Source organism: Streptomyces sp. NBC_00344, from assembly GCF_036088315.1.
In the GTDB taxonomy this organism is placed as follows: domain Bacteria; phylum Actinomycetota; class Actinomycetes; order Streptomycetales; family Streptomycetaceae; genus Streptomyces.
Genome location: NZ_CP107996.1, coordinates 4140268 through 4164391 on the forward strand (window position 1 = coordinate 4140268; position 24124 = coordinate 4164391).

General features: G+C 70.6%; 24 protein-coding genes, 1 tRNA gene and 1 pseudogene. 9 read left to right on the top strand and 17 right to left on the bottom strand.

Annotated elements, in window-relative coordinates; genetic code table 11:
- Positions 1–478 precede the first annotated feature (478 nt).
- Positions 479–561, top strand: a tRNA-Leu gene (locus OHS16_RS18710).
- A gap of 109 nt (positions 562–670) precedes the next feature.
- Here OHS16_RS18710 and OHS16_RS18715 read toward each other — a convergent pair.
- Together OHS16_RS18715 and OHS16_RS18720 are read right to left on the bottom strand one after the other, a co-directional pair.
- Positions 671–1816, bottom strand: a complete 1146-nt coding sequence (locus OHS16_RS18715) for an FAD-dependent oxidoreductase (protein WP_328538357.1) — start codon at positions 1814–1816, stop codon at positions 671–673.
- A gap of 110 nt (positions 1817–1926) precedes the next feature.
- Positions 1927–2625 (bottom strand): TetR/AcrR family transcriptional regulator, encoded by a 699-nt coding sequence (locus OHS16_RS18720; RefSeq protein ID WP_328538358.1) that lies wholly within the window; start codon positions 2623–2625, stop codon positions 1927–1929.
- A gap of 230 nt (positions 2626–2855) precedes the next feature.
- Here OHS16_RS18720 and OHS16_RS18725 point away from each other — a divergent pair, with 230 nt between their 5' ends.
- The gene (locus tag OHS16_RS18725; RefSeq protein WP_328538359.1) at positions 2856–3689 is read left to right on the top strand and encodes a Bax inhibitor-1/YccA family protein; all 834 of its coding nucleotides are present in this window, start codon (positions 2856–2858) and stop codon (positions 3687–3689) included.
- Between the two features lie 136 nt (positions 3690–3825).
- On the opposite strand, the gene OHS16_RS18730 is transcribed toward OHS16_RS18725, so the two are convergent.
- Positions 3826–4056 carry a DUF4287 domain-containing protein gene (locus OHS16_RS18730; protein ID WP_328538360.1) on the bottom strand — a complete coding sequence of 77 codons (231 nt, stop codon included), beginning with the start codon at positions 4054–4056 and terminating at the stop codon, positions 3826–3828.
- A 111-nt stretch (positions 4057–4167) separates the two neighbouring features.
- Between OHS16_RS18730 and OHS16_RS18735 the strand changes: the two genes are divergently transcribed.
- A complete protein-coding gene (locus OHS16_RS18735; RefSeq protein ID WP_328538361.1) occupies positions 4168–4485 on the top strand; it encodes a hypothetical protein in 318 nt (105 codons plus the stop codon).
- Positions 4486–4545: 60 nt separating this feature from the next.
- Here OHS16_RS18735 and OHS16_RS18740 read toward each other — a convergent pair whose 3' ends face one another.
- From OHS16_RS18740 to OHS16_RS18750, 3 genes are all read right to left on the bottom strand, one after another.
- Positions 4546–5394 carry a hypothetical protein gene (locus OHS16_RS18740; RefSeq protein ID WP_328538362.1) on the bottom strand — a complete coding sequence of 283 codons (849 nt, stop codon included), beginning with the start codon at positions 5392–5394 and terminating at the stop codon, positions 4546–4548.
- Between the two features lie 308 nt (positions 5395–5702).
- The gene (locus OHS16_RS18745; RefSeq protein WP_328538363.1) at positions 5703–6923 is read right to left on the bottom strand and encodes an acetyl-CoA C-acetyltransferase; all 1221 of its coding nucleotides are present in this window, start codon (positions 6921–6923) and stop codon (positions 5703–5705) included.
- Between the two features lie 212 nt (positions 6924–7135).
- Entirely contained in the window at positions 7136–8128 is a 993-nt protein-coding gene (locus OHS16_RS18750) for an SGNH/GDSL hydrolase family protein (protein ID WP_328540900.1), read from the bottom strand.
- Between the two features lie 94 nt (positions 8129–8222).
- On the opposite strand from OHS16_RS18750, the gene OHS16_RS18755 reads away from it, so the two are divergent.
- Positions 8223–9611, top strand: a complete 1389-nt coding sequence (locus OHS16_RS18755; protein ID WP_328538364.1) for a cystathionine beta-synthase — start codon at positions 8223–8225, stop codon at positions 9609–9611.
- Between the two features lie 331 nt (positions 9612–9942).
- Here the strand turns inward: OHS16_RS18755 and OHS16_RS18760 are convergent, their stop codons facing one another.
- On the bottom strand, positions 9943–10791 hold the full coding sequence (locus tag OHS16_RS18760; RefSeq protein ID WP_328538365.1) for a helix-turn-helix transcriptional regulator: 849 nt from the start codon (positions 10789–10791) through the stop codon (positions 9943–9945).
- A 142-nt stretch (positions 10792–10933) separates the two neighbouring features.
- On the opposite strand from OHS16_RS18760, the gene OHS16_RS18765 reads away from it, so the two are divergent.
- The gene (locus OHS16_RS18765) at positions 10934–11695 is read left to right on the top strand and encodes an SDR family oxidoreductase (RefSeq protein ID WP_328538366.1); all 762 of its coding nucleotides are present in this window, start codon (positions 10934–10936) and stop codon (positions 11693–11695) included.
- Positions 11696–11713: 18 nt separating this feature from the next.
- Here the strand turns inward: OHS16_RS18765 and OHS16_RS18770 are convergent, their stop codons facing one another.
- From OHS16_RS18770 to OHS16_RS18785, 4 genes are all read right to left on the bottom strand, one after another.
- Entirely contained in the window at positions 11714–12136 is a 423-nt protein-coding gene (locus OHS16_RS18770) for a hypothetical protein (protein WP_328538367.1), read from the bottom strand.
- A 162-nt stretch (positions 12137–12298) separates the two neighbouring features.
- Positions 12299–13732 (bottom strand): purine-cytosine permease family protein, encoded by a 1434-nt coding sequence (locus OHS16_RS18775; RefSeq protein ID WP_328538368.1) that lies wholly within the window; start codon positions 13730–13732, stop codon positions 12299–12301.
- Between the two features lie 106 nt (positions 13733–13838).
- A complete protein-coding gene (locus OHS16_RS18780) occupies positions 13839–14342 on the bottom strand; it encodes a cysteine dioxygenase (RefSeq protein WP_328538369.1) in 504 nt (167 codons plus the stop codon).
- On the bottom strand, positions 14339–15286 hold the full coding sequence (locus tag OHS16_RS18785) for an amidohydrolase (protein ID WP_328538370.1): 948 nt from the start codon (positions 15284–15286) through the stop codon (positions 14339–14341). Before OHS16_RS18785 ends, OHS16_RS18780 begins: the two co-directional genes overlap by 4 nt.
- A gap of 91 nt (positions 15287–15377) precedes the next feature.
- Here OHS16_RS18785 and OHS16_RS18790 point away from each other — a divergent pair, with 91 nt between their 5' ends.
- Positions 15378–16379: a LacI family DNA-binding transcriptional regulator gene (locus tag OHS16_RS18790; RefSeq protein WP_328538371.1), complete on the top strand. Its 1002-nt coding sequence runs from the start codon at positions 15378–15380 to the stop codon at positions 16377–16379.
- A gap of 165 nt (positions 16380–16544) precedes the next feature.
- Here OHS16_RS18790 and OHS16_RS18795 read toward each other — a convergent pair whose 3' ends face one another.
- The 4 genes from OHS16_RS18795 to OHS16_RS18810 are packed head-to-tail and all read right to left on the bottom strand — an operon-like array spanning position 16545 to position 19944.
- Positions 16545–17474 (bottom strand): ABC transporter substrate-binding protein, encoded by a 930-nt coding sequence (locus OHS16_RS18795; protein ID WP_328538372.1) that lies wholly within the window; start codon positions 17472–17474, stop codon positions 16545–16547.
- 19 nt (positions 17475–17493) lie between these two features.
- Positions 17494–18165 (bottom strand): ABC transporter permease, encoded by a 672-nt coding sequence (locus OHS16_RS18800; RefSeq protein ID WP_328538373.1) that lies wholly within the window; start codon positions 18163–18165, stop codon positions 17494–17496.
- A gap of 4 nt (positions 18166–18169) precedes the next feature.
- The gene (locus OHS16_RS18805; protein WP_328538374.1) at positions 18170–18823 is read right to left on the bottom strand and encodes an ABC transporter permease; all 654 of its coding nucleotides are present in this window, start codon (positions 18821–18823) and stop codon (positions 18170–18172) included.
- Complete coding sequence (locus tag OHS16_RS18810) at positions 18820–19944, bottom strand: ABC transporter ATP-binding protein (protein WP_328538375.1); 1125 nt, start codon at positions 19942–19944, stop codon at positions 18820–18822. Before OHS16_RS18810 ends, OHS16_RS18805 begins: the two co-directional genes overlap by 4 nt.
- Positions 19945–20084: 140 nt before the next feature.
- Between OHS16_RS18810 and OHS16_RS18815 the strand changes: the two genes are divergently transcribed.
- The 3 genes and pseudogenes from OHS16_RS18815 to OHS16_RS18825 all read left to right on the top strand — a co-directional run bounded on the left by OHS16_RS18815 (position 20085) and on the right by OHS16_RS18825 (position 23183).
- Positions 20085–21563, top strand: a complete 1479-nt coding sequence (locus tag OHS16_RS18815; RefSeq protein WP_328540901.1) for an aromatic amino acid ammonia-lyase — start codon at positions 20085–20087, stop codon at positions 21561–21563.
- A 120-nt stretch (positions 21564–21683) separates the two neighbouring features.
- Positions 21684–22520 (top strand): MurR/RpiR family transcriptional regulator, encoded by an 837-nt coding sequence (locus OHS16_RS18820; RefSeq protein WP_328538376.1) that lies wholly within the window; start codon positions 21684–21686, stop codon positions 22518–22520.
- Positions 22521–22684: 164 nt separating this feature from the next.
- A pseudogene (locus OHS16_RS18825) lies at positions 22685–23183 on the top strand (hypothetical protein).
- Between the two features lie 21 nt (positions 23184–23204).
- Here OHS16_RS18825 and OHS16_RS18830 read toward each other — a convergent pair.
- Positions 23205–23579 (bottom strand): hypothetical protein, encoded by a 375-nt coding sequence (locus OHS16_RS18830; RefSeq protein ID WP_328538377.1) that lies wholly within the window; start codon positions 23577–23579, stop codon positions 23205–23207.
- A gap of 137 nt (positions 23580–23716) precedes the next feature.
- Positions 23717–24109, bottom strand: coding sequence for a roadblock/LC7 domain-containing protein (locus OHS16_RS18835; protein WP_328538378.1), 393 nt, complete (start codon positions 24107–24109; stop codon positions 23717–23719).
- Positions 24110–24124 lie beyond the last annotated feature (15 nt).

Here is a 24124-nt window from a genome sequence, read left to right on the forward strand (position 1 = left end):
GCCCTCCCGGGACCGGGACCGGCGTGGCGGACCCGTGCGCTGCCCCGCGCGGCCGGCGCCGGCCCGCGACCACCGGGCAGCAGGGAGCCGTCCCGTGCGGACGGCGAGGGGCCGGCCGGTACGCCGGGTCCCCTCCTGCTCCGGTCACCCTGACGCCGGACGGGAGCACCCACGTCCGGGTGACGGGCGAGGCCGCATCCCCGGCCCGGACGAGCAGGGGGACACCCCGGCGCGCTGTCGCGTCGGCGAAAGGGACCAGCATGTGGCGCGGGCGCACTGACCGGGCGTCGACTTTCCGTCAATCCCGCACCCCCGGGTACAGCGCGGTCACCGCGCGTGGCACGCGCCCATGGCAGTTCAGGGTGCTGACGGACCTTCAGGCATCAATAAAATAAGACAACATCGGGTTTTTATGCAGCAAGGCGGGGGCTGCGTCCCGATAGGCTCTGATCTACACGAATGCGGAGCCGCGCGCCTTGCCCGGATGGTGGAATGCAGACACGGCGAGCTTAAACCTCGCTGCCCCTCGGGGGCGTACCGGTTCAAGTCCGGTTCCGGGCACCTCGCCGGATGCGTGCCCGAGTGGGGAAACCCGGGGCGGATCACGGCGCCCGCTGCGACCGAGGCGCCGCTCACCCAGCCGTACGGCTCGTCCTCCTGGACCATGGGCTCAGCCGGCGGCGGCCTGACCGCCCGTCATCTGCTCGACGAGGCGCCGTGTCGCGTCGGGACCGAAGCACAGCGCGAGGCTCTCGGCGGATTCGGCCGCGGCCTGTTCGCTGCGCGGGAACAGGGCCTGCTCGTACGCGGTGAGGGCTGCCTCGGTGTCGCCGGGGTGGGCGGCGATGGCGGCCGCGAGATCGGCACCGTCGAGCATGGCCAGGTTCGCGCCCTCGCCGGCGAACGGGGACATCAGATGGGCCGCGTCGCCCAGCAGCGTCACACCCGGTGTGCGCTCCCACCGGTGTCCGACGGGCAGGGCGTGGACCGGACGGGGGACCAGTGCGCCCTCGGCGTCGGCGATCAGCGCGCGCAGCCGCTCGTCCCAGCCGTCGAAGTGCTTCAGCAGGGCTCGCTTGGCCGCGCCGGTGTCGGTGAAGTCGATGGCGCGCAGCCAGTCGGCGGGAACCCTGAGAGCCGTGTAGGCGTGCAGGACGCCGTCACTCTCGACATGGGTGAGGAAGCCCTTCCCGTCGGCGAGCGCGAACATCATGCCTCCCCCGGCGAGTTCCGCGGCGCTCCGGTGGCGGGTGGCCGCGTCGGGCAGATCGGTCTCGACGAAGGAGATGCCGGTGTAGGCCGGCGCCGCGTCCGAGAGCAGCGGGCGGATCCTCGACCAGGCGCCGTCGGCGCCGATCAGCAGGTCCGTGGTGAAGGCGGTGCCGTCGGAGAGCGTGACCTCGTGGCGTCCGCCGCCCAGCGGGCGGGCGCCGTCGACCTTGGCGCCCCAGCGGATCGTGGTGCCGGGCAGGGAGTCGAGCAGGATGCGGCGCAGATCCTCGCGGTTCACCTCGGGACGGTCGCCCTGTTCGGTGTCGTCCCGCAGCCGGACCGTGCCGTCCTTGCCGACGATGCGCGTGGCCTCGCCCCCGGGATGGACGATCCCGCGGAACTCCTCGTAGAGGCCCGCGGCGCTGAGCGCGGCCTGGCCCGATTCCGCGTGGAGGTCCAGCATGCCGCCCTGGTCGCGGGCCGACGGTGAGGCGTCGAGGTCGTGGACGGCCGCCTCGATCCCATGGACGTGCAGGACACGGGCCAGGGTGAGGCCGCCGAGACCGGCGCCGACGACGGTGATGGGGTGGTGCTGTGAGGACATGGGCATGCTCCTTACGGCGTGGGGCGGTGGGCTGGTCGTCCGGTGCCGGCTCCGTCCGCTGCCGGTGTCTCCGGCAGCGGTTGCGTCTGCGGTCCGGTGATTCCGGTGGCTCACGTCCTGGTGTCCGGCGCCGGTGCCGCCTGCATTCCGCTGATCAGCACGTCGAAGCCCCAGGCCAGCCGGGCCCGGCCGGTGCCGGACAGCAGGCCGGCGCCGAGGGCGGCGATGTGCGGACGGCGCGCGTCGGACGCGCCGCGCAGCGCGGTGGTGAGCGCGTCCCAGTCGTCCTGGGCGCCGATGTCCTGGGCGCGGGACGAGTGCTCGGCCGCGTTCGTGGTGGCGAACTGCAACAGCATGTCGACCGCCCAGGCGGCTTTCCCCGGCGGGAAGCCGCCTTCGTCCAGCAGCGCGAGCACCGCCTCGACCAGATCGAGGTAGTGCTCCCCGGACGGCCGGGCCAGCAGTGCGGATCTGGCAAGCGCCGGGTGCTCGAACAGCACCTCGATGTACGAGGTGAGGATCCGCACCAGCCGGTCGCGCCACTCCCCGCCCGCCCCGGCCGGACTCAGATCGACCGCGCCGAGCAGTTCGTCGAGGACCGCCGCATGCAGCTCGGCGGTGTTGCGGACGTAGACGTAGAGCGAGGCCGGGCCGGTGTCGAGCTCCTGCGCCAGCCGGCGCATGGTCACCCGCTCGAGCCCCTCGGCCCGCATCAGATCCACTGCGGTCGCGACGATGCCGCCCAGGGTCAGAGCCGGTTTGGCCGGCCGCTCGCGGCGGCTTCGCGGTGTGTTGGTGCCTGGTGTCATGTCACCAGAATAGCGAACATGTTCGCTACGAACAACATCGTAACGAACATGTTCGTAGCGAATGTCCGTTCCGGTGTCACTCGGTCAGGTCACTCACGGAAGCGCTACGAGGCGGTCAGGTGGGCAGACGCCATAATGAGGAAAAGATCCTTCCTGGGCAGTAGAGCCATCGCTTTGCTGTCCCATTACTCTTGACGCGAGGCCACGCAGCGTGGCCACTGAGGAGTGAGATGAGGAGCAGCAACCCGGTCTTCTCGCGACGGGGCTTCAGCCGCGACACCGGCTACGCGGGCTTCAACGCGGCGCCGCAGGCCGGGGGCCCAGCGGTAGGGACCAACCCGTACGCGACGAACCCGTACGCCACCGACCCGTACGCCCCTCCGGCGCCGCCGCGCAGCAACGCGATGACGATGGACGACGTCGTCACCCGTACGGCCATCACGCTCGGCACTGTGGTGGTCGGCGCCGTCATCGCCTGGGCCGTCCTGCCGGTCTCCTCGACCAGCTACGGCCTGGCCGTCGGGTCCGCACTGCTGGCGTTCGTGCTGGCCATGGTGCAGTCCTTCAAGCGCACCCCGGTGCCGGCGCTGATCCTCGGATACGCCTTCTTCGAGGGCATCTTCCTCGGCGTGATCAGCGAGATCTACAACTCCGCCTGGTCCGGCGCGCCCTTCCAGGCGGTGCTCGGCACCATGGCGGTCTCGGCCGCCACCCTGGTGGCGTACAAGCAGCGCTGGATTCGTGTCACCGCGCGGTATGCGCGGATCGGCATGACCATCGCGATCGCCTTCGTGATCGTGATGGTGGTCAATCTGCTGCTGGTCGTCACCGGCGTCGCCGACAACGGCGGCCTCCGCGGGTTCGGCCCGCTCGGTGCGCTCGTCGGGATCCTGGCGATTCTGATCGGCTGCTTCTTCCTGACGCTTGACTTCAAGCAGATCGAGGACGGCATCGCCTACGGCGCCCCGCGTGAGGAGTCCTGGCTGGCCGCTTTCGGGCTGACGATGGCTCTGGTCTGGATCTACCTGGAGATGCTGCGACTCGTCGCGATCCTGAACCGCTAGTTCGTCTGCGAGACATGTGCGTGCAGGGCCCGCCCCCATCGGGGCGGGCCCTGCGGTGTGTCCGGGGAGGCGTCCGGACAGCGCTTCGCCCCGCGGGCCGTGGCCGGGCGGGGCGAAGCGCCGTCGTGCGCGGGCCTCAGGCCAGCCGTCGCGCGGCACGCCTCAGGTCGTACTCGTGGATGATCGCTTTGGCGTGGCCGTACGCCAGATGATGTTCCGTTCTCAGCCAGGTGACCTTCTCGTCGAAGCGGACGAGTGCGGGTCCTTCGTCGACGGCGTGGAGCCAGTCGGATACTTCACGCCCTGTGCATTGGGGAATGCGGGAGAGCAGATTGCGATGGGTCTCTTCGGAGAAGACTTGGGACATCGGCGCCTCCGGAGGCGTTGCGCTGAGTCGGCCGTAGACCGTCCTTCACTGCACCGTGCCTGAGCGCAGGCTCGTTGGCAACAGGCAGGGACGGGCGCGTAGGGTCGCGGCGTGCTTGATACGACCCCCCTCACCACCGCAGTGAGCCGTTTCGCGGACCGGCTGAGGTCCGCCCCGCAGAGCCGGCTGAACCGTGGCGCCGCCGCCGAGGGCCTTGCGCTGGCCAGGGAACTCTCCCTGCGGGCGCAGCTGCTGGAGGACCCGGACGCCGATCGGCGGGTCATGCCGGACGCCGGGATATTCGCCGTCGCCGATCAACTCGTGGTCGCGGGCAACGACTTGGCCGAGGAATTGCGGACGGCCTCGTCCGCAGAGCTGGACGAGGCCGTGAAGATCGTTGAAGCGGCTGCCGTCGAGTCGGGGGTGTGACGGCGGGAGGCGTGGCGCGGCGGGGGTGGGCCGCGCGGCAGCCGGGGCGGACCGTGCGGGTCAGAGCGAGGCTATGACCCGGTCGGCGAGAATGTAGACGTTCTCCTCGCCGCAGGTGAAGGTCAGTGCGAACGCGCCGGAGATGCCGGAACCGCCCAGCAGGACCGGGGTCTCACCCAGACGTAGGGCCTCGGCGAGGCGTTCCGCCGTCTCCCGGTGGCCCGGGGTCATGCAGAGGGTGGTGCCGTCCGTGAAGACATACACATCGAGTGTGCCCAGCGGGCCGGGGCGCACGTCGGACAGCGCGGTGCGGGTCTCCGCCAGCGCTTCGAGGCGGGTGACCATGCGTTCGTGGTCGGTCACCACGGGCGTCTGCACCGGCACGAAGTCCGGATGCGAGGGGTGCCTGCGGCGCGCGGCGGCGAGGTCGGCGCTCTCCGGGGCGTAGTCCTCCGCGGCGGGCTCGTCGTCCGGCTCGCCGGCCGGCTCGACCGCGGGCTCCAGCTCCGGGCCGAAGCTCATGTCGAAGCCCGCGTCGACTCCCGTGAAGTCCGTCTGGCGCGGCATGAAGAACGCCGCGTCCTCGCCGAGACCGGCCAGGCCGCCCAGCAGCGACGGGGCATCCGCCGCGTCACGGGACTCCTGCGCGGCCCAGAAGGCCCGCGCCTCCGCCAGTTCGCGTTCTCGTTCCTCGGCCAGCGCTTCGGCGACCGCGGCGCGTATCTCAGCGGCCGGAGTCTCCCGCGCGGCGGGCACGGTGACGCCCCGGGCGCCGCCCTGCCTGGCGAGCAGATCGTCGCGCAGCGCGGTGATCTGGCGGCGCAGGCCATGGACGGCGTACAGGGACGCGGCGCCGACGGCCGTGGCGGCGGCCGTCGTCAGCAGCAGGGCAATAGACAAGGCGCTCACTGACTTACTCCCGGATTCAATCGTTCCCCGACTTACTACATCAGCTTGTCGTGAGAGTGCTCCCGCTGTCAGTGCATTACGTCACGAATTGGACAGGTCTTTGGGCCTGATGTTTAGCGCTGAAACCGCTGCGACCTGCGAAAACAGGTCTCCCCCAGGAGATAGGTCACATCCTGGGGGAGATTCGGTCACGACTGGGACGCGGTAGGTGTATCCGACGGAGGACTGTCACGGTGCGGGCACCACCCGTACCTCTGGGTGATCAAATCCGGTGCCCTACTGGCGAGTTGGGGCCGTCGGCCGCTTCGTCAGCTCAGTCGTTCGATGACCATGGCCATGCCCTGGCCACCACCCACGCACATCGTCTCCAGGCCGAACTGCTTGTCGTGGAACTGGAGGCTGTTGATCAGCGTGCCGGTGATCCGCGCACCGGTCATACCGAAGGGGTGGCCGACGGCGATCGCGCCGCCGTTGACGTTGACCTTGTCCAGGGGGAGGCCCAGATCGCGGTACGAGGGGATGACCTGCGCGGCGAACGCCTCGTTGAGCTCCGCGAGGTCGATGTCGCCGATCGTCAGCCCGGCCCGCTTCAGCGCCTGCTTGGACGCCTCGACGGGGCCGTATCCCATGATCTCGGGGGACAGGCCGCTGACGCCGGTCGAGACGATCCGGGCCAGCGGGGTCAGGCCGAGCTCGCGCGCCTTGGTGTCGCTCATGATGACCAGCGCGGCGGCGCCGTCGTTCAGCGGGCAGCAGTTGCCGGCCGTGACCCGGCCGTCGGGACGGAAGACCGGCTTCAGGCCCTGGACGGCTTCCAGGGTGACCCCGGCGCGCGGGCCGTCGTCCTTCGAGACCACGGTGCCGTCGGGAAGTGTGACCGGGGTGATCTCGCGCTCCCAGAAGCCGTTCTTGATGGCTTCCTCGGCGAGGTTCTGCGAGCGCACACCGAACTCGTCCATGTCCTGGCGGGTGACGCCCTTGAGCCCGGCCAGGTTCTCGGCGGTCTGGCCCATCGAGATGTACGCGTCGGGCACCAGGCCGTCCTCGCGCGGGTCGTGCCAGGAGGCGCCCTCCGACTTCGCGACGGCCTCGGTGCGGGCCTCGGCGTCGGCGAACAGCGGGTTGTGCGTGTCCGGAAGGCTGTCGGAGTTGCCCTTCACGAAGCGCGACACCATCTCGACACCGGCCGAGATGAAGACGTCGCCCTCGCCCGCCTTGATGGCGTGCAGCGCCATCCGGGAGGTCTGCAGGGAGGACGAGCAGTAGCGGGTGACCGTACAGCCGGGAAGGTGGTCCATCCCCATCTGTACGGCGACGATCCGCCCCAGGTTGTTGCCCTGCTCACCACCGGGCAGGCCGCAGCCGAGCATCAGGTCGTCGATGTCCCTGGGGTCCAGCTCCGGGACCTTGGCCAGGGCGGTCCGGATGATGGTGGCGGTGAGGTCATCGGCGCGCAGGTCCTTGAGCGACCCCTTGAACGCCCGACCGATCGGGGAGCGGGCGGTTGAGACGATCACGGCTTCGGGCATCACGGCTCCAGAGGGCTGAGAGGTCGGAGGTCGGGTGGCGGCAGGTGACGGGTGGGCAGTCGTCTGGAAGTTACCCGCACGTAGCTCGGAGGTCACCGGAAATGGCGTGTGATGCGGGACTCTTTTCTAAGCGACCGCTCAGAATGTAGTCCGAACACGGCCGGTGCGCCAGATGCGACACCGGCCCGCGCCCGTCAGCCGTCCGCCTCTTCTCACCCCTGCGGAGAACTGTCCGCCGGCTCCGACACCGGGGGCAGGCGCCGCCGCCTGCGGTGCTTCAGCAGCGCCCATGGGGCACGGGCACCGGTGACCTCCGTGCCCGCCTCGGACGCGGCGGCCGAAGCGGCCTTCGCCACCGGCAGGATGTCCTCGTCCCGTGCGGCATCGAGACGGTCCGTCTCCGGCCACAGGCCCAGCGCCGCGCACAGGGTGGGCAGCACCGCCATCGCCGCCGTCGCGTACCCCTCGGCCGACGGGTGGTAGTTGTCCGGCCCGAAGAGCTCGCGCGGATTCGCCGCGAACTCGGGGCCCAGCATCTCGCCCAGGGACACGGTCCTGCCGCCCTGCTCGATCACCCCGATGGTCTGCGCCGCCGCCAGCTGCCGGGACACCCGGCGCGCCAGCCACCGCAGCGGCTGGTACACGGGCTCGACCGTGCCCAGGTCGGGGCAGGTCCCCACGATGACCTCCGCGCCCGCGGTGCGCAGCCTGCGTACCGCGGTGGCGAGATGCCGGACCGACTGGGTGGCCGGCATGCGATGCGTCACGTCGTTCGCGCCGACCATGATCACGCAGACTTCCGGGACGCGCCGGGGATCGTCGAGCAGCAGCGTCACCTGGCGTTCGAGATCGTCCGACATCGCGCCGGGCAGGGCGACGTTCCGCAGATCCACCAGACGCTCGGCCACCGCCGCGAGCCCCGATGCCAGCAGGGCGGCCGGGGTCTGGCCCGCCCGCCGCACACCCTGTCCCGCCGCGGTGGAGTCGCCGAGCATGCCCAGACGCAGCGGCTCCAGATGGCCGCTGCGTCCCGCGAACGCCAGTCCGTATCTCCCGTCGGCCCTCGGCGGCTCGGGGGCCCGCCCGCCCCCCACCGAACGCTTCGCCAGCTGGACCTCCGCCAGCAGTACCCCCACCGTCGCCGCCCCGACCAGACCGATTCCGCCGCCGCCGTACGCCGCGCCGGCCGCGATCCGCCGTGCCACCCTCGCTCTCGACACCGCCACCTCCTCATAGCCGTACATCACCTAACTGCCCGGAGACAGGTGTCGCCCAATCTTGTCCAATACGCTGACCGTCATGGCGCACATTCACGACTCGATGATCAGTCTCGTAGGCAACACCCCGCTGGTGAGGCTCAACAACGTGACCTCAGGTATCAGGGCGACCGTCCTGGCCAAGGTCGAATACTTCAACCCGGGCGGCTCCGTGAAGGACCGCATCGCCGTCCGCATGATCGAGGCGGCCGAGCAGAGCGGCGCGCTGCAGCCCGGCGGCACGATCGTCGAGCCGACCAGCGGTAACACCGGGGTCGGTCTCGCCATCGTGGCGCAGCAGAAGGGCTACAAGTGCATCTTCGTATGCCCGGACAAGGTCTCCACCGACAAGATCAACGTGCTGCGCGCCTACGGCGCGGACGTGGTGGTCTGCCCGACGGCCGTCGACCCGGATCACCCCGACTCGTACTACAACGTCTCGGACCGCCTGGTCAGGGAGACGCCGGGCGCCTGGAAGCCCGATCAGTACAGCAACCCCAACAACCCGCGCTCGCACTACGAGACCACCGGCCCGGAGCTGTGGGAGCAGACCGACGGCAAAATCACCCACTTCGTCGCCGGTGTCGGCACCGGCGGCACGATCTCCGGTACCGGCCGCTACCTCAAGGACGTCTCCGACGGCCGGGTCAAGGTCATCGGTGCGGACCCGGAGGGTTCCGTGTACTCCGGGGGCTCGGGGCGCCCGTATCTCGTCGAGGGTGTCGGTGAGGACTTCTGGCCCACCGCCTACGACAGCACGGTGACCGACGACATCGTCGCGGTGTCCGACAAGGACTCCTTCCAGATGACGCGCCGTCTCGCCAAGGAGGAGGGCCTGCTGGTCGGAGGCTCTTGCGGGATGGCGGTCATGGCCGCGCTGCACGTGGCGAAGGACCTCGGTCCCGATGACATCGTGGTGGTGCTGCTGCCGGACAGCGGGCGTGGCTACCTCAGCAAGATCTTCAATGACGAGTGGATGAACGACTACGGCTTCCTGGAGCAGCCCGGCACCGATCCGCGCGTCGCGGCCGTACTGGAGTACAAGTCGCACGGCATCCCCAGCCTGGTGCACATGCACCCGGAGGAGACCGTGGGCCAGGCCATCGAGGTGCTGCGCGAGTACGGCGTGTCGCAGATGCCGATCGTGAAGCCGGGCGCCGGCCACCCCGACGTGATGGCAGCCGAGGTCGTCGGATCGGTCGTCGAACGCGAGTTGCTCGACGCACTGTTCACCAAGCGTGCCTCGCTCGGTGACGCGCTGGAGAAGCACATGTCGAACCCGCTTCCGCTGGTCGGGTCCGGTGAGCCGGTCGGGGACCTGATGTCCGTACTGGGCAAGGCGGATGCGGCGATCGTGCTGGTGGAGGGCAAGCCGAAGGGGGTCGTGACCCGACAGGACCTGCTGGCCTTCCTCGCGAAGAGCGAGGCTTAGGCCGCAGGTGCGTGCCAGGCGCAGCGGGGCGGCCGGGACTTCTCGCACACGGCCCAGCCGGCGGGAACGCGGGGTTCCCGGAAGTGGTACGCACGCGACACGTTGACGCAGCACCGTCTTAACACGGTGGGGGCACAGTGGTGGGTGTCGGAGGGGAAACCCTCCGGCACCACGAACGGCGTCACGGACCTCCGGAGCGGCTCCCGGCTTCCAGGACGCCATGGACGCGGAAACCGGCCCTGACCCGTGACCGCGTCCCTCGCGGGGACCGCCGTCGTCCCGCCCCCCGGTCCGCCGGGGGTGCGGCGGTCCCCGCGATCGCCCGCCGCCGTCACCCGCTTGTCCGGTTCTCCCAACTGCCCAGCAGGGCGAGCCGTTCGGTTGTCGTGGAGCCCGGCTGCGGGGTGTAGACGACCAGCAGCTGGTCCGGGTCGCCCGGCAGCGCGAGAGTCTCGTACGGGAACGACAGCTCACCCACGACCGGGTGGGCGATGCGCTTCACCCCGTAGGTCTTCTCCTTCACCAGATGGTCGGCCCACAGCCGTCGGAAGTCCTCGCTCTTCAGCGACAGTTCCCCGACCAGCGCGGCCAGCCGCTTGTCGTCGGGATGGCGGCCCGCGTCCAGACGCAGATGCGCCACCGTCTCCGCCGCCACCGCCGGCCAGTCCGGGTACAGCTCACGTGCCGAGGGCGCGAGGAACACCTGCAGCGGCATGTTGCGCTCACCCGGCGCCATCCTGCTGAAGTCGCCGACCGCGTCCCCGAGTGCGTTCCAGGCCAGCACGTCCATCCTGCGGCCGAGGACGAACGCCGGTGCCCGGTCGAGGGTGTCGAGCAGCAACTGCAGCCCGGGGCGCACGCTCTGACGGGTCACGGTGGTGGGGCGCGGGCGGGCGATCTCCCGCAGATACTGCCGTTCGGTCTCGTCAAGCCGCAGCACCCGGGCCACCGCGTCCAGTACGGCGTCCGACACGCCCCCGGACCCGGCCCTGGAGGAGACGCCCTGCCGCCGGCCCTGTTCCAGGCGGATGTAGTAGTCGACGCTGACACCCGCCAGCTGTGCCACCTCCTCGCGCCGCAGTCCTGGCACCCGGCGGCGCCCGTGCGAGGGCAGGCCCACGTCCTCCGGCTGTATCCGGGCGCGCCGTGACCGCAGGAAATCTCCGAGTTCACCGTCCATGGCCCGACCCTACGGGCTGCCCGCGGCGCTTACCTGGTACTGCCGGACCCAGGAAAGGCCGAGCCCTGGGTAGGACCTCGCGCCCCCGGCAGAGTGGTTCCCGTCAGCAGGAACACCCCGGGAACGACAAGGGAGCCACACCATGACGTACGAGAACCTCGCAGGCCGCACCGCCGTCATCACAGGGGCCGCCAGCGGGATGGGCGAGGCGACCGCCCGGCTGCTCGCCGCCCGGGGAGCCAGGGTGGTGCTGCTGGCCCGCCGCTCGGGACGGCTGGAGGAGCTGGCCGGGAAGATCGCGGCCGGCGGCGGGCAGGCTCTCGCGGTGACCGCGGACGTCACGGACGAGCGCTCGGTGGCTGCCGCGGTGGCCAGGGTCCATGAGGTGTACGGGCCCGTCGATCTGCTGGTGAACGCCGCCGGTGTGATGCTGCCGAATCCGGTCGACGACGGCCGCGTCGACGAGTGGCAGCGGATGCTGGACGTCAACGTGACCGGTGCGCTGCGGATGATCCGCGCGTTCACACCTGACCTGCTGGCCGCCGCGGCGGACGGCAGGACGGCCGATCTGGTCAATATCTCGTCGATCGGCGCGCATGTGCTCTTCCCGAACTACGCGGTGTACGGGGCGTCCAAGGCCGCGCTGACCTTTCTGTCGGAGTCGCTCCGCACCGAACTGGGTCCGCGCGATGTACGGGTGACGAACATCGAGCCCGGCCTGACCGACACCGAGCTCGGCGGCCACATCGACAACGATGAGCTGTCCGGGCAGCTGGACGGGATGGCCGGCACCATCGGCCCGCTGGCGGCGGACGAGATCGCGGACCTGATCGGGTACATCACCAGCCGGGCCCGGCACATCAATCTGCGCCAGGTGGTCGTGCTCCCCACCCGCCAGGCATGAGCCGAGCGGCCTGCCGGGTCAGTCCTCCCAGTCGGAGCCTGCGGACTTCTTGCGGGAGTGGCGGAACAGGCCCCCTTCACGCGCCGCATGGACCACATTGACGCCGACGATGCCCAGCCAGGTGACCAGCAGCCCGGACAGCTGGGCCTGTGCGGCGCCGATGGCCGAGAGCGGGATGGCGACGATCAGCGTGACGATCCCGAAGCCGAAACGTTCGCCGAAGCTGCTGTCGGTACGCGGCGGGCGGGATCCCCTGGCGACCACCAGCTGCTGTTCGGCGAGCTGGCGCCGCACCCGGCGGTCGACCGTTCCGTCGAGGCGCTGCTCGACCTTCTCCAGGAACGACTCGACCAGCGCGGTGTCGTAGTCCGCGCCGAGCTCCCTGCGGGCGTGCAGGGTGGCGTCGAGTTCCTTCTTCAGCTCTGGGTCGCTGGTTTCCATGGTGAATACGGTACGAATCGGGGACGCCCATGGCAGTGGGGTTAACCCCCCAATTCCGGCGGGTTCCGTGCCGGGTGAGGCCCGGACGCAGCCGCCGGAGCGCGCCGCGGACCCGCGCACCGGCCGGCGGGGGCCCTGGCCGGGAGGGCCGGTGGGCGCGTGTCACGGCAGGACGTGCGCCCCCGCGGCGGGTTCCGTCCGCTGCGCGGGTACCGCGGCAAGGATCGTGGCCGGCGGGATGTGCGAGGTGTCGCGGCGGGCCAGCAGCCAGTACAGCAGGGCCGGGACCAGCAGGCCCACGATCCAGGAGATGTCCGCGCCGCCGAGCGGGGCGACCAGCGGGCCGGTGTAGAAGGACGTCGCCAGGAACGGGGCCTGGGCCAGCAGGCCGATTCCGTAGACGAGCAGAGCGTCCCAGCGCCACGTCCCGTACCGGCCGTGCGGGTCGGACAGGGCGGGGATGTCGTAGCGCTCGCGTGAGATCAGGTAGTAGTCGACCAGGTTGATCGCCGACCACGGGGTGAAGAAGGCCAGCAGGAAGAGCAGGAAGTCCTTGAAGGAGTCCAGGAAGCTGTCTTTGCCCGCGAGGGCCACCGCGGTTCCGGCGATCATGATGACCAGGATGTAGAGCGTCCGGCCGCGCGGTGTCAGGGTCTTCTGGCCGCGGAAACCGCTGATGCTGGTCACCATCGACATGAAGCCGCCGTAGGTGTTCAGCACGTTGATGGTGAGTTTGCCCAGCGCGATGACGAAGTAGAGCACCGAGGCCATCAGGCCGGTGCCGCCCAGGCCGACGACGTATCCCACCTGGCTGTTCAGGAAGGCGTCACCCGCGGTGGCGGCGACCAGCACGCCGAAGGTCATCGACCACTGGGAGCCGAGGGCGGTGCCGCCGAGCGTCCACCAGAAGGTGGCGCGGCCGCTCGTGGTCCTGGGCAGATAGCGCGAGTAGTCTGCGACGTAGGGGCCGAAGGCAAGCTGCCAGGAGGCCGAGAGGGAGACGGCCAGGAGGAACAGCGGCAGCGAGAAGCCGTGGTCGTGCAGGACCGTGGAGAGGTCGATGCGGTCGAGCAGACGGATGCCGAGATAGACGAAGGCCACGGCGCAGACGGCGCCGGCGACCCGGCCGAGCACGTGGATGATCCGGTAGCCGATGACCGCCATGGCGGCGGTGACCAGGGCGAAAACGACGATGCCCGCGGTGTCGCCGAGGTGGGTGAGTTCGCCGACCGCCTGGCCCGCGAGCACGGTGCCGCTGGCGAAGAAGCCGACGTACATCAGGATGACCAGGGCCAGCGGCACCACCGCTCCCCGCACGCCGAACTGTGCACGCGAGGAGATCATCTGAGGCAGGCCGAGCCGGGGGCCCTGGGCGGAGTGCAGGGCCATCACGGCGCCGCCGAGCAGGTTGCCGGTGAGCAGACCGACGACCGACCACAGCGCACCGCCACCGAAGACGACCGCGAGGGCGCCGGTGACGACCGCGGTGATGTGGAGGTTCGCGCCGACCCAGAGGGTGAACTGGGAGAAGGCCGTGCCGTGGCGCTCCTCGTCGGGGACGACGTCGATCGAGCGCTGTTCCACCAGGCCTGCCATGCGACGGCCTCCCTCTCTCGTTCACCACACTGCTCATGTATCGATCTATGCAGGGTGTGCTGTGATGAATGGAAGGTCAATAGTCGCAGGCCGATTGTCCGTTTCCTCAGGCGGCAGGGCTGTCCATGGGGCGTAGTTCATCCGCATACGAGACGGAAATCCTGCGCATCAGTCCGTCGTCGCCGATGTCGTACTGGCCGAGCCGCCAGAGCGGCGGCGAGTAGGCGTGGATCGAGACCGCGTCGTCGGTGGCGCCCGTCAGCCGGTGAATGTGGTCCGGGCCGAAGCAGAACGACTCGCCGGCGGCGACGGCCGTCGCGAGATGGTGGCCGCCGATGCGGGGGTTGGACTCGGTGAGTACGCCCTGGACGACCCGGACCGCCCCGGACGAGAGGTCGTGGTCGTGCCAGCCGGTGTCGTTCTGGCGGGTCCAGCAGAGCAGCCAGATGTCGACGTACTCGTCGCGGTGCAGCGAGGCGTAGTGGCGCTCGGTGTCGGAGAAGGCGACCTCCGCACGCCACAGCCCCGGCCTGGCTGCCAGCTCGTCGGCCAGGGCCCGGAGTTCGCGCTTGTCGAGGTTGCGGTCGGGCAGTGCGGCGTCGTAGGTCATGCGGTTGCTCCCTTCAGGAGGCGGTCGGGGTTGGCGGTGTGCAGGGCCCGGGCGGCCGCATCCCCGCCCAGGTCGGGGGTGACGGGGGCGAGGGGTGTGGCGCGACCCGTGTCGGCGGATGGGGGGCGGGCGCCGGGCCGGGCGTACGGGCGGTCGCTGCCGGCGACGATCGTGTCGATGCCGACGGTCCTGGCCAGGGCGTCGACTGCCCGGGTGCCGTACGAGGAGGTCTCGTAGAACACGTCGCGGTCCACCAGGCCGCGCCCGCCGCCGCGGGCGGCGAGGCGCTCGCCGTGCAGCGGGGCGAGGCCCGCCAGGGCGGCGAAGCAGACGCGCAGTCCCGGGTGACGGGCACGGCCGAAGGTACGGAAGGCGAACCAGGCCGCGTGCAACTGGTGGACGTACGGGACCAGGGCGGGCCACCAGGGCGGTGTGCCGGGGGCGGCGGGCGGCGCGGCCCCCGGGTGGACGAGGAGTGGTTTGTCCGCGCGCGCCAGGGTCTCGATCAGCGGGGCGCAGTGGGCCCAGCCGGCCTCGTCGAGCAGTGCTGTGGCCGGTAGTTGAAGTCCCACGCAGCCCCGGTCCAGCTCACGGGTGAGGGCCTGCGGGTCCGGAGCCACCAGTGCGGCCGCTGCCCAGACGCCGAAGGGCGCGGGAAGCGCCAGTGAGCCGTCGTGAAAGGCCGTCAGCAGTGGGGCCGCCTCGGCGGGCGGCAGATATTCGATGCCCAGGGGGCTGGAGAGCGACACCAGGGCGAGATCGAGGCCGTCGGCGCGGGTCAGCTCGGTGCGGGCGGCGATGTCGTGGTCGGCGGGGTCGACCGGATAAGGCGCCTCCCCGGGCAGGTGGAGTGTCCAGCCGTCCAGCCGGGGGCTGCTCGCGCGGCCCCGCAGCAACTCGATGAAATCCGGAGGCCAGAGGTGTTGGTGGACGTCCGCCGGCAAGGGGCCTCCTGGAGTTAATCGCTTCAGTGATGCGCTTAAGTGAAACGCTTAACCACTCGGGCTGTCAAGCGTGCCCGGTAGGCTTCCCGATATGGCCAGGCCCAGCAAACGCACCACCCTCCGCGAGGTGGCAGAGGCCACCGGCCTCTCGACGGCTGCCGTCTCGTACGCGCTGCGCGGCAAACAGGTCTCCAAGGAGACCGAGGAACGGGTCCGCAGGGCCGCCGCCGAGCTGGGTTACGAGGCGGACCCCATCGCCCGTGCCCTCGCCAGCGGCCGCACCAGCATGGTCGGCGTTCTCGCGGGGGACCTCCAGGACCTGTGGCAGCAGCAGCTGATGGCGGCCATAGGCCGTGAGCTGCTGGCAGGCGACCGGTATGCGCTGATCCTGGACGCGGGCGGCGACCCGGCGCGCGAACTCGCGCTGGCGAAGCAGCTGCGCGACCAGCGAGTGGACGGGCTGCTCGTCTCGCCCGTCGACCCGTCGGCGGAGGGCTGGGCGAAGATCGCCGACGCGGTGCCGGTGGTCTCGATCGGGGACTCGCTGCGGCAGGCGCGCACCGCGGGTGAGGTGCTCTTCGACAACCGGGCCGGCATCGACGCGGTCCTCGGCTATCTCGCGGGTCTGGGGCACCGGCGGGTGACGGTGCTCACGCCGACCGGCCCGAGCACCCCCGACCGCCCGGCGGACCTCTATGTCGGTGAGGCGGCGGGCCGGCTGGGGCTCGATGTCGAAGTGGTCCCCTGCGCACAGGAGCTGAGCGAGGCGACAGCGGTCGCCCGCGGGGTGCTCGCGGGACCGGCCACCGCCGTCTTCTGCTTCTCGGACTCGATCGCCTACGGCGTGTACGCGGCAGCGGCGGAGGCGGGGCGGACCGTCGGCCGCGATGTGTCGGTCGTCGGCTTCGACGACCATCCGGTGTCCCGGGTGCTCACCCCCGCGCTGACCACGCTGGACTGGGGCCTCGCGGAGATCGCGGCGGACGCCGCGAGACTGGCGGTGGCGGCGATCGAGGGGCGCAGGGTGCGGCGCAAGCGGATTCTCTGCGCCCCTCGGCTGGTCGAGCGGGGCTCGGCCTCATCCACCGGCTGACGGCCCCGGGTCCGGCCCCGCGAGACCGTAAGCCACCACCGGCGCGAGACCGGCCCCGGGCCGGTCGGCCGCCCTCGCCGGGGCAGGGCCGGCCGCCGCCCGGCGGCATCGCGTGATCAGGGATCCGCGTGCCGTACCGCGTGCGCGGCTGCCGAGGCGGCGGACCTAAGCCACCAGCTTCTGTTTCTTCAGCCAGGCGTCCGCCACCCGGTCCGGGTCCTGCTTCTCCTTGTCGACCAGGCGGTTCAGCGCGGTCAGTTCGGCGGTCGTCAGCACGTTGCCCAGCCGGGCCAGCGCCTTGCGGACCTTGCCGTCCGCCTTGCGGGCGGCGATCAGCGGGACGATGTGCTGTGCGGGCACCAGGTGTCGGGGGTCGGAGAGGATGACCCACTTGTTCGCGGCGATATCCACATCGGTGGTGAAGACGTTCGCCACGTCCACGTCACCCTTCTTCAGCGCGCCCTTGACCAGCGGACCGGACGAGTCCAGCGCCTTGAACTCCTTGAACTGCGCGCCGTACTGGTCCTTGAGGCCGACGAGCCCCACGACCCGCTTCTTCATCTCGGCGGCCGCGCCGAAGACCAGCTTGCCGTTGGCCTTCTTCAGGTCGGCGAGGCTGTGCAGACCGTACTTGTCGGCGGTTTCCTGAGTGACCGCGAAGCTGTCGCGGTCCTCGGCCGACGCGTAGGGAAGGACTTCGAGGGAGGAGGGGAGCACCGCCGCGAGGGCGTTCTGCATCTCGCCCGCCTCCGTCGCTGTGGCCTTCGGATCCAGATAGAGCAGCAGGCTGCCCTGGTACTCCGGGAGCAGATCGATGTCGCCTCCCTTCAGCGCGGGGACGATGATCTCGCGGGAGCCGAGGTTGGGTTTGACGGTCGTCTTGATGCCGGCGGCCTTCAGGACGCCCGCGTAGAGGTAGCCGAGTATCTGGTTCTCGGTGAAGTTGGCGGTGCCGATGACCAGGCCGCCGGAGCTCGATCCGGTGTCGCCACCCGATCCGCTTCCGTTGAGCGAGGTGATGCCGGACGAGCAGGCGGCGAGCAGCGGCGCCGATGCGCCGGCGAGGAGCGCGGTGAGCGCGGTACGGCGGTTCATTTCCAGGTCCTCCGGGAAGTCAGCGGGCGGTGGTGGGGCGGCCGCGGAGCAGCAGCCGTTGCACCCCGCCCAGGGCCAGGTCGGCGGCGACGGCGAGCAGCGCGACGAGCACCGCGCCGCCGAGCACCTGCACGAGGTCGCGCTGGGCCAGCCCGTCGAAGACATAGCGGCCCAGACCGCCGAAGCTGACGTAGGCGGCGATGGTGGCGGTGGCCACGACCTGAACGGTCGCCAGCCGGATTCCGGTCATGATCAGGGGAAGGGCGAGCGGGAGCTCGACCTGCCGCAGGACCTGGTGACCACGGAGGCCGATGCCCTTGGCCGCGTCCTTGACCTCCGGGTCGACGGCGGCCATGCCCGCGTACGTGTTGGTGACGATCACCGGTACGGCGAGTGCCACCAGCGAGATGTAGACGGGCCAGATGGAGAGGCCGCCGGCGAGGAAGACCAGGGTGACCAGGCCGACGGTCGGCAAGGCGCGGCCGAAGGAGGCCAGGTTGACGGCGATGAACGCGCCGCGTCCGGTGTGGCCGATCAGCATGCCGATGGGCAGGGCGATCACGGCGGCGATGACGGTCGCGAGCAGCGAGTACTGAAGGTGTTCGACGAGCCGGTGGGCGATGCCTTCCTGCCCGGACCACTGGGAACCGCTGGTCAGCCAGGACAGGAGATTCTTGAGGAGTTCGGTCATGGGTTCAGGCACCTCGCCTGGGTGAGCGATGGGTCCACGGCGTGCACAGCCACTGGATGCTGACCAGCAGCGCGTCCGCCACCAGGGCGAGCAGCAGGGTCAGCGCGACCCCGGCGACGACCGGCGTGGGGTAGTTGCGCTGGAAGCCGTCGATGAAGAGCTGGCCCAGGCCGCCGTAGCCGATGTAGCTGGCGACGCTGACGAGTGAGATCGACATCACTGTGGAGACCCGGACTCCCGCCATGATGACCGGGAGGGCGAGCGGCAGCTCGACGGTGAGCAGGGTGCGCAGCGGGCGGGTGCCCATCGCGGTCGATGCCTCGCGCACCTTGGCGGGCACCGCGTCCAGGCCCTCGACGGTGTTCCGTACGAGTACGACCAGGGTGTACGCGGTGAGGCCGGCGATCGCGGTGGTCCTGGTCAGACCGGTGATCGGCAGCAGCAGCACGAAGAAGGCGAGGGAGGGGATGGTGTAGAGGATGTTGGAGAGGCCGAGCACGAAGCCGCGCAGCGGCCGTACCCGGTGGGCGAGGACCGCGAGGGGGAGCGCGATCAGCAGCCCGAACAGGACGGCGGGCACCGCGGTCGAGAGATGGTCGGATGTGAGGTGGGCCATCTCACCGGTGTGGTCGGGGAACCAGCCCCAGTCGATGGTCATACGGCGGTGCCCGTGTGCGCCGCGGCACCGGCCGACGTGTGGGCCCCGCCCGCGTGGTCGTGGATGTCGCCACGGGTGGTGACGCCGGTCAGTGTGCCGTTCGAGTCGACCCGGGCGACCAGGCCGCCGGGGGAGGAGAGCGACTCGTTGAGCGCGGAGAGCAGGGAGTCGCTGTCCCGCAGGGCCCGTACCGGCAGCAGCGGGGCGTCGCCCGCCGTGCCCGACGCGGGAGCGGCCTGGGTGTCGAGCCAGCCGAGCGGCTTTCCCTCGGCGCTGGTGACGAGCTGCCAGCGGTCCTCGCGCCCGGTGGCGGCGGATATCCGCTGGTCGGCCCTGAGGGCGGCCGGCGTGCTCTGCGGTACCGAGGCCAGGGTGCTCAGGGACAGCAGTTTGAGCCCGCGCTCGGCGCCGAGGAAGTCAGCGACGAACTCATCGGCGGGGCGGGCCAGCAGTTCGGCGGGCTCGGCGCACTGGACGAGGTGGCCGCCGGTACGGAAGACGGCTATCCGGTCGCCGAGCCGTACGGCCTCGTCGATGTCGTGGGTGACGAAGACGATGGTCTTGTTGAGGTCCTTCTGCAGCCGCAGCAGCTCGTCCTGGAGCTGCGTGCGGACCACCGGGTCCACCGCTCCGAACGGCTCGTCCATCAGCAGTACCGGCGGGTCGGCCGCCAGTGCGCGGGCCACGCCCACACGCTGCTGCTGGCCGCCGGACAGCTGGTTCGGGTAGCGCTTGCCGGTGGCGGCGTCCAGCCCGACGGTCTCCAGAAGCTCGGCGGCCCGGGCCCGGGCCTTCTTCCTGCCCCAGCCCAGCAGCAGCGGGACGGTGGCGACGTTGTCGAGGATCGTCCGGTGCGGGAAGAGCCCGGACTGCTGGATGACATAGCCGATGCCGCGCCGCAGTACGGCGGCATCGGCTTCGAGTATGTCCTTGCCCGCGAGGCGGATGGTGCCGGAGGTCTGGTCGACCATCCGGTTGACCATCCGCAGGGTGGTGGTCTTACCGCAACCGGATGAGCCGACGAGGACCGTGATCTGTCCCTCCGGCATGTCCAGTGTGAGGTCGTGGACTGCTGTGGTGCCGTTCGGGAAACGTTTGTGCACGGCTTCGAATTCGATCATCGGTGATCCCTTGCCCGGCTGCATATGGTCATGCAGAGTTCTCTGTGTCTGAATAATTTGTCAATGGGCTGCGGTAAAACACTGGTTCCATGAGTCCATGAGGCAAGACAGGATGTCGGATCAGGAGGCGTTCGCGCATGATGTCGTCCCGCATGGTGGACACCCCGACCGGCATCGTGGTGCTCGACGGTGAGTCCCTTCCGGTCGCCGATGTGGTGCGCCTGGCTCGCGGTACGGTCAGGCCGGTACCCGGAACCGAGGCGATGAAGCGTGTCGAGTCGTCATGGGACGCGGCGCGTGAGCTCGCCGCGTCCGGCCGGGTCTACGGCCGCTCCACGGGTGTAGGTGCCAACCGTAACGAGTCCGTCCCGTCGGGCGCCGCCACGGACCACGGACTGAGGCTGCTGCGCTCGCACGCCGGAGCGATCGGTGACCCGCTGCCCGCCGGCGAGGTCAGGGCCATGCTCGCGGTCCGTGCCAACCAGCTGCTCGCCGGTGGAGCGGGGCTCCGGCCGACGGTGGTCACCGCGCTCTGCGATGCGCTCGGGTCCGGCGCCCACCCGGTGGTCCACGAATTCGGCTCGGTCGGCACCGGGGACATCGCCGCCCTCGCGCAGATGGGTCTTGCACTGGCGGGCGAGCATCCCTGGCAGGGCGGGACGCCGCCGGGGGCTCAGCCCCTCGACAACAACGACGCCCTCGCGCTGATCAGCAGCAACGCACTCACCCTCGGACAGTCCGCGCTGGCCCTCGACGAGCTGCGCAGGCTGGTCGCCGCCACCCAGGTCGTGGCGGCGCTCTCGCTGCTCGCGGTCGACGGATCCTTCGAGGCGTACGCGGAGCCGGTGCACGCGGCCCGCCCGCACCCCGGTTCGTACGCGGTGGCCGCCCGCAGCCGCCGGCTGCTCGGCGCACCCGAGCGGCCCACCCCGCCGCTCGGCCGCATCCAGGACCCGTACGGTTTCCGTTGTGTGCCCCAGATCCACGGCCCCGCGTACGACGCGGCCGATCTCCTCGAGCGGACCCTCGCCGTCGAGATCAACGCGGCAGCGGAGAATCCGCTGATCTGCCCGGCGGACATGGCCGCCTACCATCACGGCGGTTTCTACATGGCCCAACTGGTGCTGGCACTCGACCACTTCAGGCTGGCCGTCACCCAGACCGCGCGGCTCTCGACCTCCCGGCTCTCGGCGCTCAACGAGCCGGCCCTCACCCGGCTGAAGCCGTTCCTGGCGGACGGTGAGGCCGCGTCGTCGGGTGTGATGATCCTGGAGTACGCGGCGGGAGCGGCGCTCGGCGACCTGCGGGCTTTCTCCGCACCCGCGTCCCTCGGGCACGCCGTCCTCTCCCGCGGAGTCGAGGAGCAGGCCAGCTTCGCCTCGCTGGCGGCCCGTCAGTCGCTGCGGGCCGGGCGAGCGTTCCGGTACGTCGTCGGATGCGAACTCGTCGCCGCCGTACGGGCGTTGCGTCAGCGTGATCTGCGGATCGATCCCGATCTGCCGGTCGGCCGCGCCTTCGACCTGGCGGACGCGGTACTCGATCCGGACCTCGCGGACCGGCCGCTGACCGATGATGTCGAGACAGCGGCCGCGCTGCTCGACCGTTTCGACGATCTCTGATGTGCCTGCCGAAACGGACGAACTCCTGCGTGGACGGACTCCGGCGTGATGGAACTCCGATGTGAACGAAGCCCGATGTGAACGAAGTCCGATGTGGATGTGGATCTTGAAGGGGACGGCATGAGCGACAGCCCGGCCGCACGGCTGCAGCAGCTCTTCGAAGGGCACCGGCTGACACCGACACAGCGGCGGATCGCGCACTGCATGGTGCGCCGGGCCGCCGACGCGCCGTTTCTCTCCTCCGTGGAGCTGGCCGAACTGGCCGGTGTCAGCCAGCCGTCCGTCACCCGCTTCGCCGTCGCGCTCGGCTTCGACGGCTACCCGGCACTGCGCAGGCATCTGCGCGAGGTGGCGCCGGCCGGCAGCACCGCCGATGACAACAGCCTCAACGAGTACCAGCAGGCGGTCCTGGCCGAGATGGAGAATCTGCGGCAGCTGTCCGAACTGCTCGCCGATCCGTCACTGGTGGAGCGCGCGGGCAGGACGCTCGCCGCATCTCCGGTGCTGCCGGTGCTCGGGCTGCGCGCCGCTTCCTCGCAGGCCAGGGGTTTCGCGTACTTCGCGGCCAAGGTGCACTCGGACGTCCGGCTGCTCGACGAGGGCGGCACCATGCTGGCCGACCGCATCGACGCGTCGGTGCGGGCCGGTGCCACGGCGCTGCTCTGCTTCGCGCTGCCGCGCCATCCGCGCGAGGTCGCCGAGGCGCTGGCGTACGCCGGATCGGCGGGCCTGACCGTGATCACGGTCGCCGACTCGGCCTTCGCCCCGGTGGCCAAGGACAGCGACATCCTCATCCCGGCGGCTGTCGGCACCGGTCTTGCCTTCGACACGGCGTGCGGGCCGATGCTGCTGGGCCGGGTGCTGCTCGAGGCGATGTGCGACGACCTGCCCGACGCGCAGGCGAGGCTGGAGGAGTTCGACACCAGGGCTTCGGCACGGGGCCTCTTCGTGGAGTGACACCGCCCGGTGGTTCTCACCCGGCACTCAGAAACCCCGGCTGATCTCCCGCTCGTCGTGGAGCGGAGTTGTGAGGGGGTACGGACGTGGGTCGCGCGCGCACGCAGGGAAAAACACGGGCCGTGGCACGGGTCGCGGTGCTGGTGCGAGCGGGGGCTGCCCCGATGTGGTGGCTGGGGCTGCTCGCCGCGGTTGCCGGGGTGCTGCTGCCCGGGCTCACCGGGCGCAGGATCGGTCTGCTCGCCGGGGCGGCGCTCTTCCTGGTCACGGCGGCAGCCGTGGCGCTGGTCCGGAGGCGCCGTTTCGGACATCTGGCGAAGACACCTGACCGGGCCGGCCGTTCGGACTTTCTCCAGGACCCGTGCGGTCACCCTGCGGAACTGGCGGCGCTCGCACCGGTGGTGGCTGCTGGCCGCCTTCGTGCTGGCGCTGGGTTCGTCGTTCGCCCTGCCGGCCGCCGGCGGGCTGACCCTGGCCGGGGCAGGCGCCGGCCTGTGGCTCAAGTCGGTCGGGCTGGGACGCCGGGAACGCGCCGAGGACCTGCTGTTCTGGGTCCGTACCGACTGGATCGCGCGCGGTCCCGCCGGCAGCACGGTCAAGGGGTATCGGTCCACGGGGGTCCTCGCGGGCGACGCCGCGCCGGGCGGGGCGCGGCGTCGCTGACTTCCGTGAGGCCGGCCGGTCTCACATCTCCAGCTCGGCCTCGATCTTCTTCAACTGGTGCCGGGCCATGGCGAGGTTGGCGCGGCCCTTGTCCAGCGCCAGATAGAGGAACAGGCCGTTCTTGCCTCGGCCCTTGAGCAGCCGGATCAGGTGGTACTGCTCGCCCAGGGTGATCAGGACGTCCTCGATCTCGTCCTTCATTCCGAGGTGTTCCATGGTCCGCACCTTGGCGCGCACCACATCGGTGTTTCCTGCGGCGGCCACCGACAGATCGAGGTCCTTGCCGCCGCCGAGAGTGCCGAGGGCCATCCCGCTGGTGTAGTCGACGAGGGCGGCTCCAATGGCCCCCTCGATCGTGGTCATCGCTTCCTTGAGTGTGGTTTCGGTGTTCGCCATGAGGGTTGTACTGCCTTTCGTCCTGGTGTTCCTGGGCTGAGTGGACCCGGTTTGGGCGGTCCTGGTCTGAGTGGTTCTGGTCTGAGTGGTCCTGGGCTGAGTGGTTTTGGACCGGGGGGTTCGTGGCGGGACGTCGGTCATGGGCTCTCCGGCCGTTCGAGGGCGCCGTCGACCAGTTCGCCGATCCGGGCGCTGGCACGGCGGGCTTCCAGGTGCAGACGGCCTACGTTGATGCGCGGCTGGGCGAGCAGCGTGAGCACCGCGGACGGGCCGGCGGCATAGGTGGCGACGTAGCCGTGTTCGCCCCGGACGAGCAGTTCGCGAAAGTCGCCCTGGCCCGTGGTGTCCGTCAGCCGCTGGGCCACGCCGAGGGCCGCCGCGGTGAGCGCCGCGATGGACTCGGCCTCCGACGACGCGGTGTCCTGAGCCAGCACCAGGCCGTCGGCGCTGGCCGCGAGCGCTCCGACGACCAGCGGGACCCGGGCTCTCAGCCGGTGCAACTCGTCGAGGACTTCGGCCTCCGCGGACATCAGCTGTCTCCTCTC

Coding starts and splice junctions, on each gene's coding strand:
- OHS16_RS18795 (WP_328538372.1), bottom strand. CDS start 17,474: ATGAACCGCCGTACCGCGCTCACCGCGCTCCTCGCCGGCGCATCGGCG.
- OHS16_RS18780 (WP_328538369.1), bottom strand. CDS start 14,342: ATGACCTACGACGCCGCACTGCCCGACCGCAACCTCGACAAGCGCGAA.
- OHS16_RS18830 (WP_328538377.1), bottom strand. CDS start 23,579: ATGGCGAACACCGAAACCACACTCAAGGAAGCGATGACCACGATCGAG.
- OHS16_RS18805 (WP_328538374.1), bottom strand. CDS start 18,823: ATGACCATCGACTGGGGCTGGTTCCCCGACCACACCGGTGAGATGGCC.
- OHS16_RS18755 (WP_328538364.1), top strand. CDS start 8,223: ATGGCGCACATTCACGACTCGATGATCAGTCTCGTAGGCAACACCCCG.
- OHS16_RS18720 (WP_328538358.1), bottom strand. CDS start 2,625: ATGACACCAGGCACCAACACACCGCGAAGCCGCCGCGAGCGGCCGGCC.
- OHS16_RS18760 (WP_328538365.1), bottom strand. CDS start 10,791: ATGGACGGTGAACTCGGAGATTTCCTGCGGTCACGGCGCGCCCGGATA.
- OHS16_RS18770 (WP_328538367.1), bottom strand. CDS start 12,136: ATGGAAACCAGCGACCCAGAGCTGAAGAAGGAACTCGACGCCACCCTG.
- OHS16_RS18765 (WP_328538366.1), top strand. CDS start 10,934: ATGACGTACGAGAACCTCGCAGGCCGCACCGCCGTCATCACAGGGGCC.
- OHS16_RS18725 (WP_328538359.1), top strand. CDS start 2,856: ATGAGGAGCAGCAACCCGGTCTTCTCGCGACGGGGCTTCAGCCGCGAC.
- OHS16_RS18715 (WP_328538357.1), bottom strand. CDS start 1,816: ATGTCCTCACAGCACCACCCCATCACCGTCGTCGGCGCCGGTCTCGGC.
- OHS16_RS18800 (WP_328538373.1), bottom strand. CDS start 18,165: ATGACCGAACTCCTCAAGAATCTCCTGTCCTGGCTGACCAGCGGTTCC.
- OHS16_RS18810 (WP_328538375.1), bottom strand. CDS start 19,944: ATGATCGAATTCGAAGCCGTGCACAAACGTTTCCCGAACGGCACCACA.
- OHS16_RS18730 (WP_328538360.1), bottom strand. CDS start 4,056: ATGTCCCAAGTCTTCTCCGAAGAGACCCATCGCAATCTGCTCTCCCGC.
- OHS16_RS18835 (WP_328538378.1), bottom strand. CDS start 24,109: ATGTCCGCGGAGGCCGAAGTCCTCGACGAGTTGCACCGGCTGAGAGCC.
- OHS16_RS18775 (WP_328538368.1), bottom strand. CDS start 13,732: ATGGCAGGCCTGGTGGAACAGCGCTCGATCGACGTCGTCCCCGACGAG.
- OHS16_RS18790 (WP_328538371.1), top strand. CDS start 15,378: ATGGCCAGGCCCAGCAAACGCACCACCCTCCGCGAGGTGGCAGAGGCC.
- OHS16_RS18815 (WP_328540901.1), top strand. CDS start 20,085: ATGTCGTCCCGCATGGTGGACACCCCGACCGGCATCGTGGTGCTCGAC.
- OHS16_RS18745 (WP_328538363.1), bottom strand. CDS start 6,923: ATGCCCGAAGCCGTGATCGTCTCAACCGCCCGCTCCCCGATCGGTCGG.
- OHS16_RS18820 (WP_328538376.1), top strand. CDS start 21,684: ATGAGCGACAGCCCGGCCGCACGGCTGCAGCAGCTCTTCGAAGGGCAC.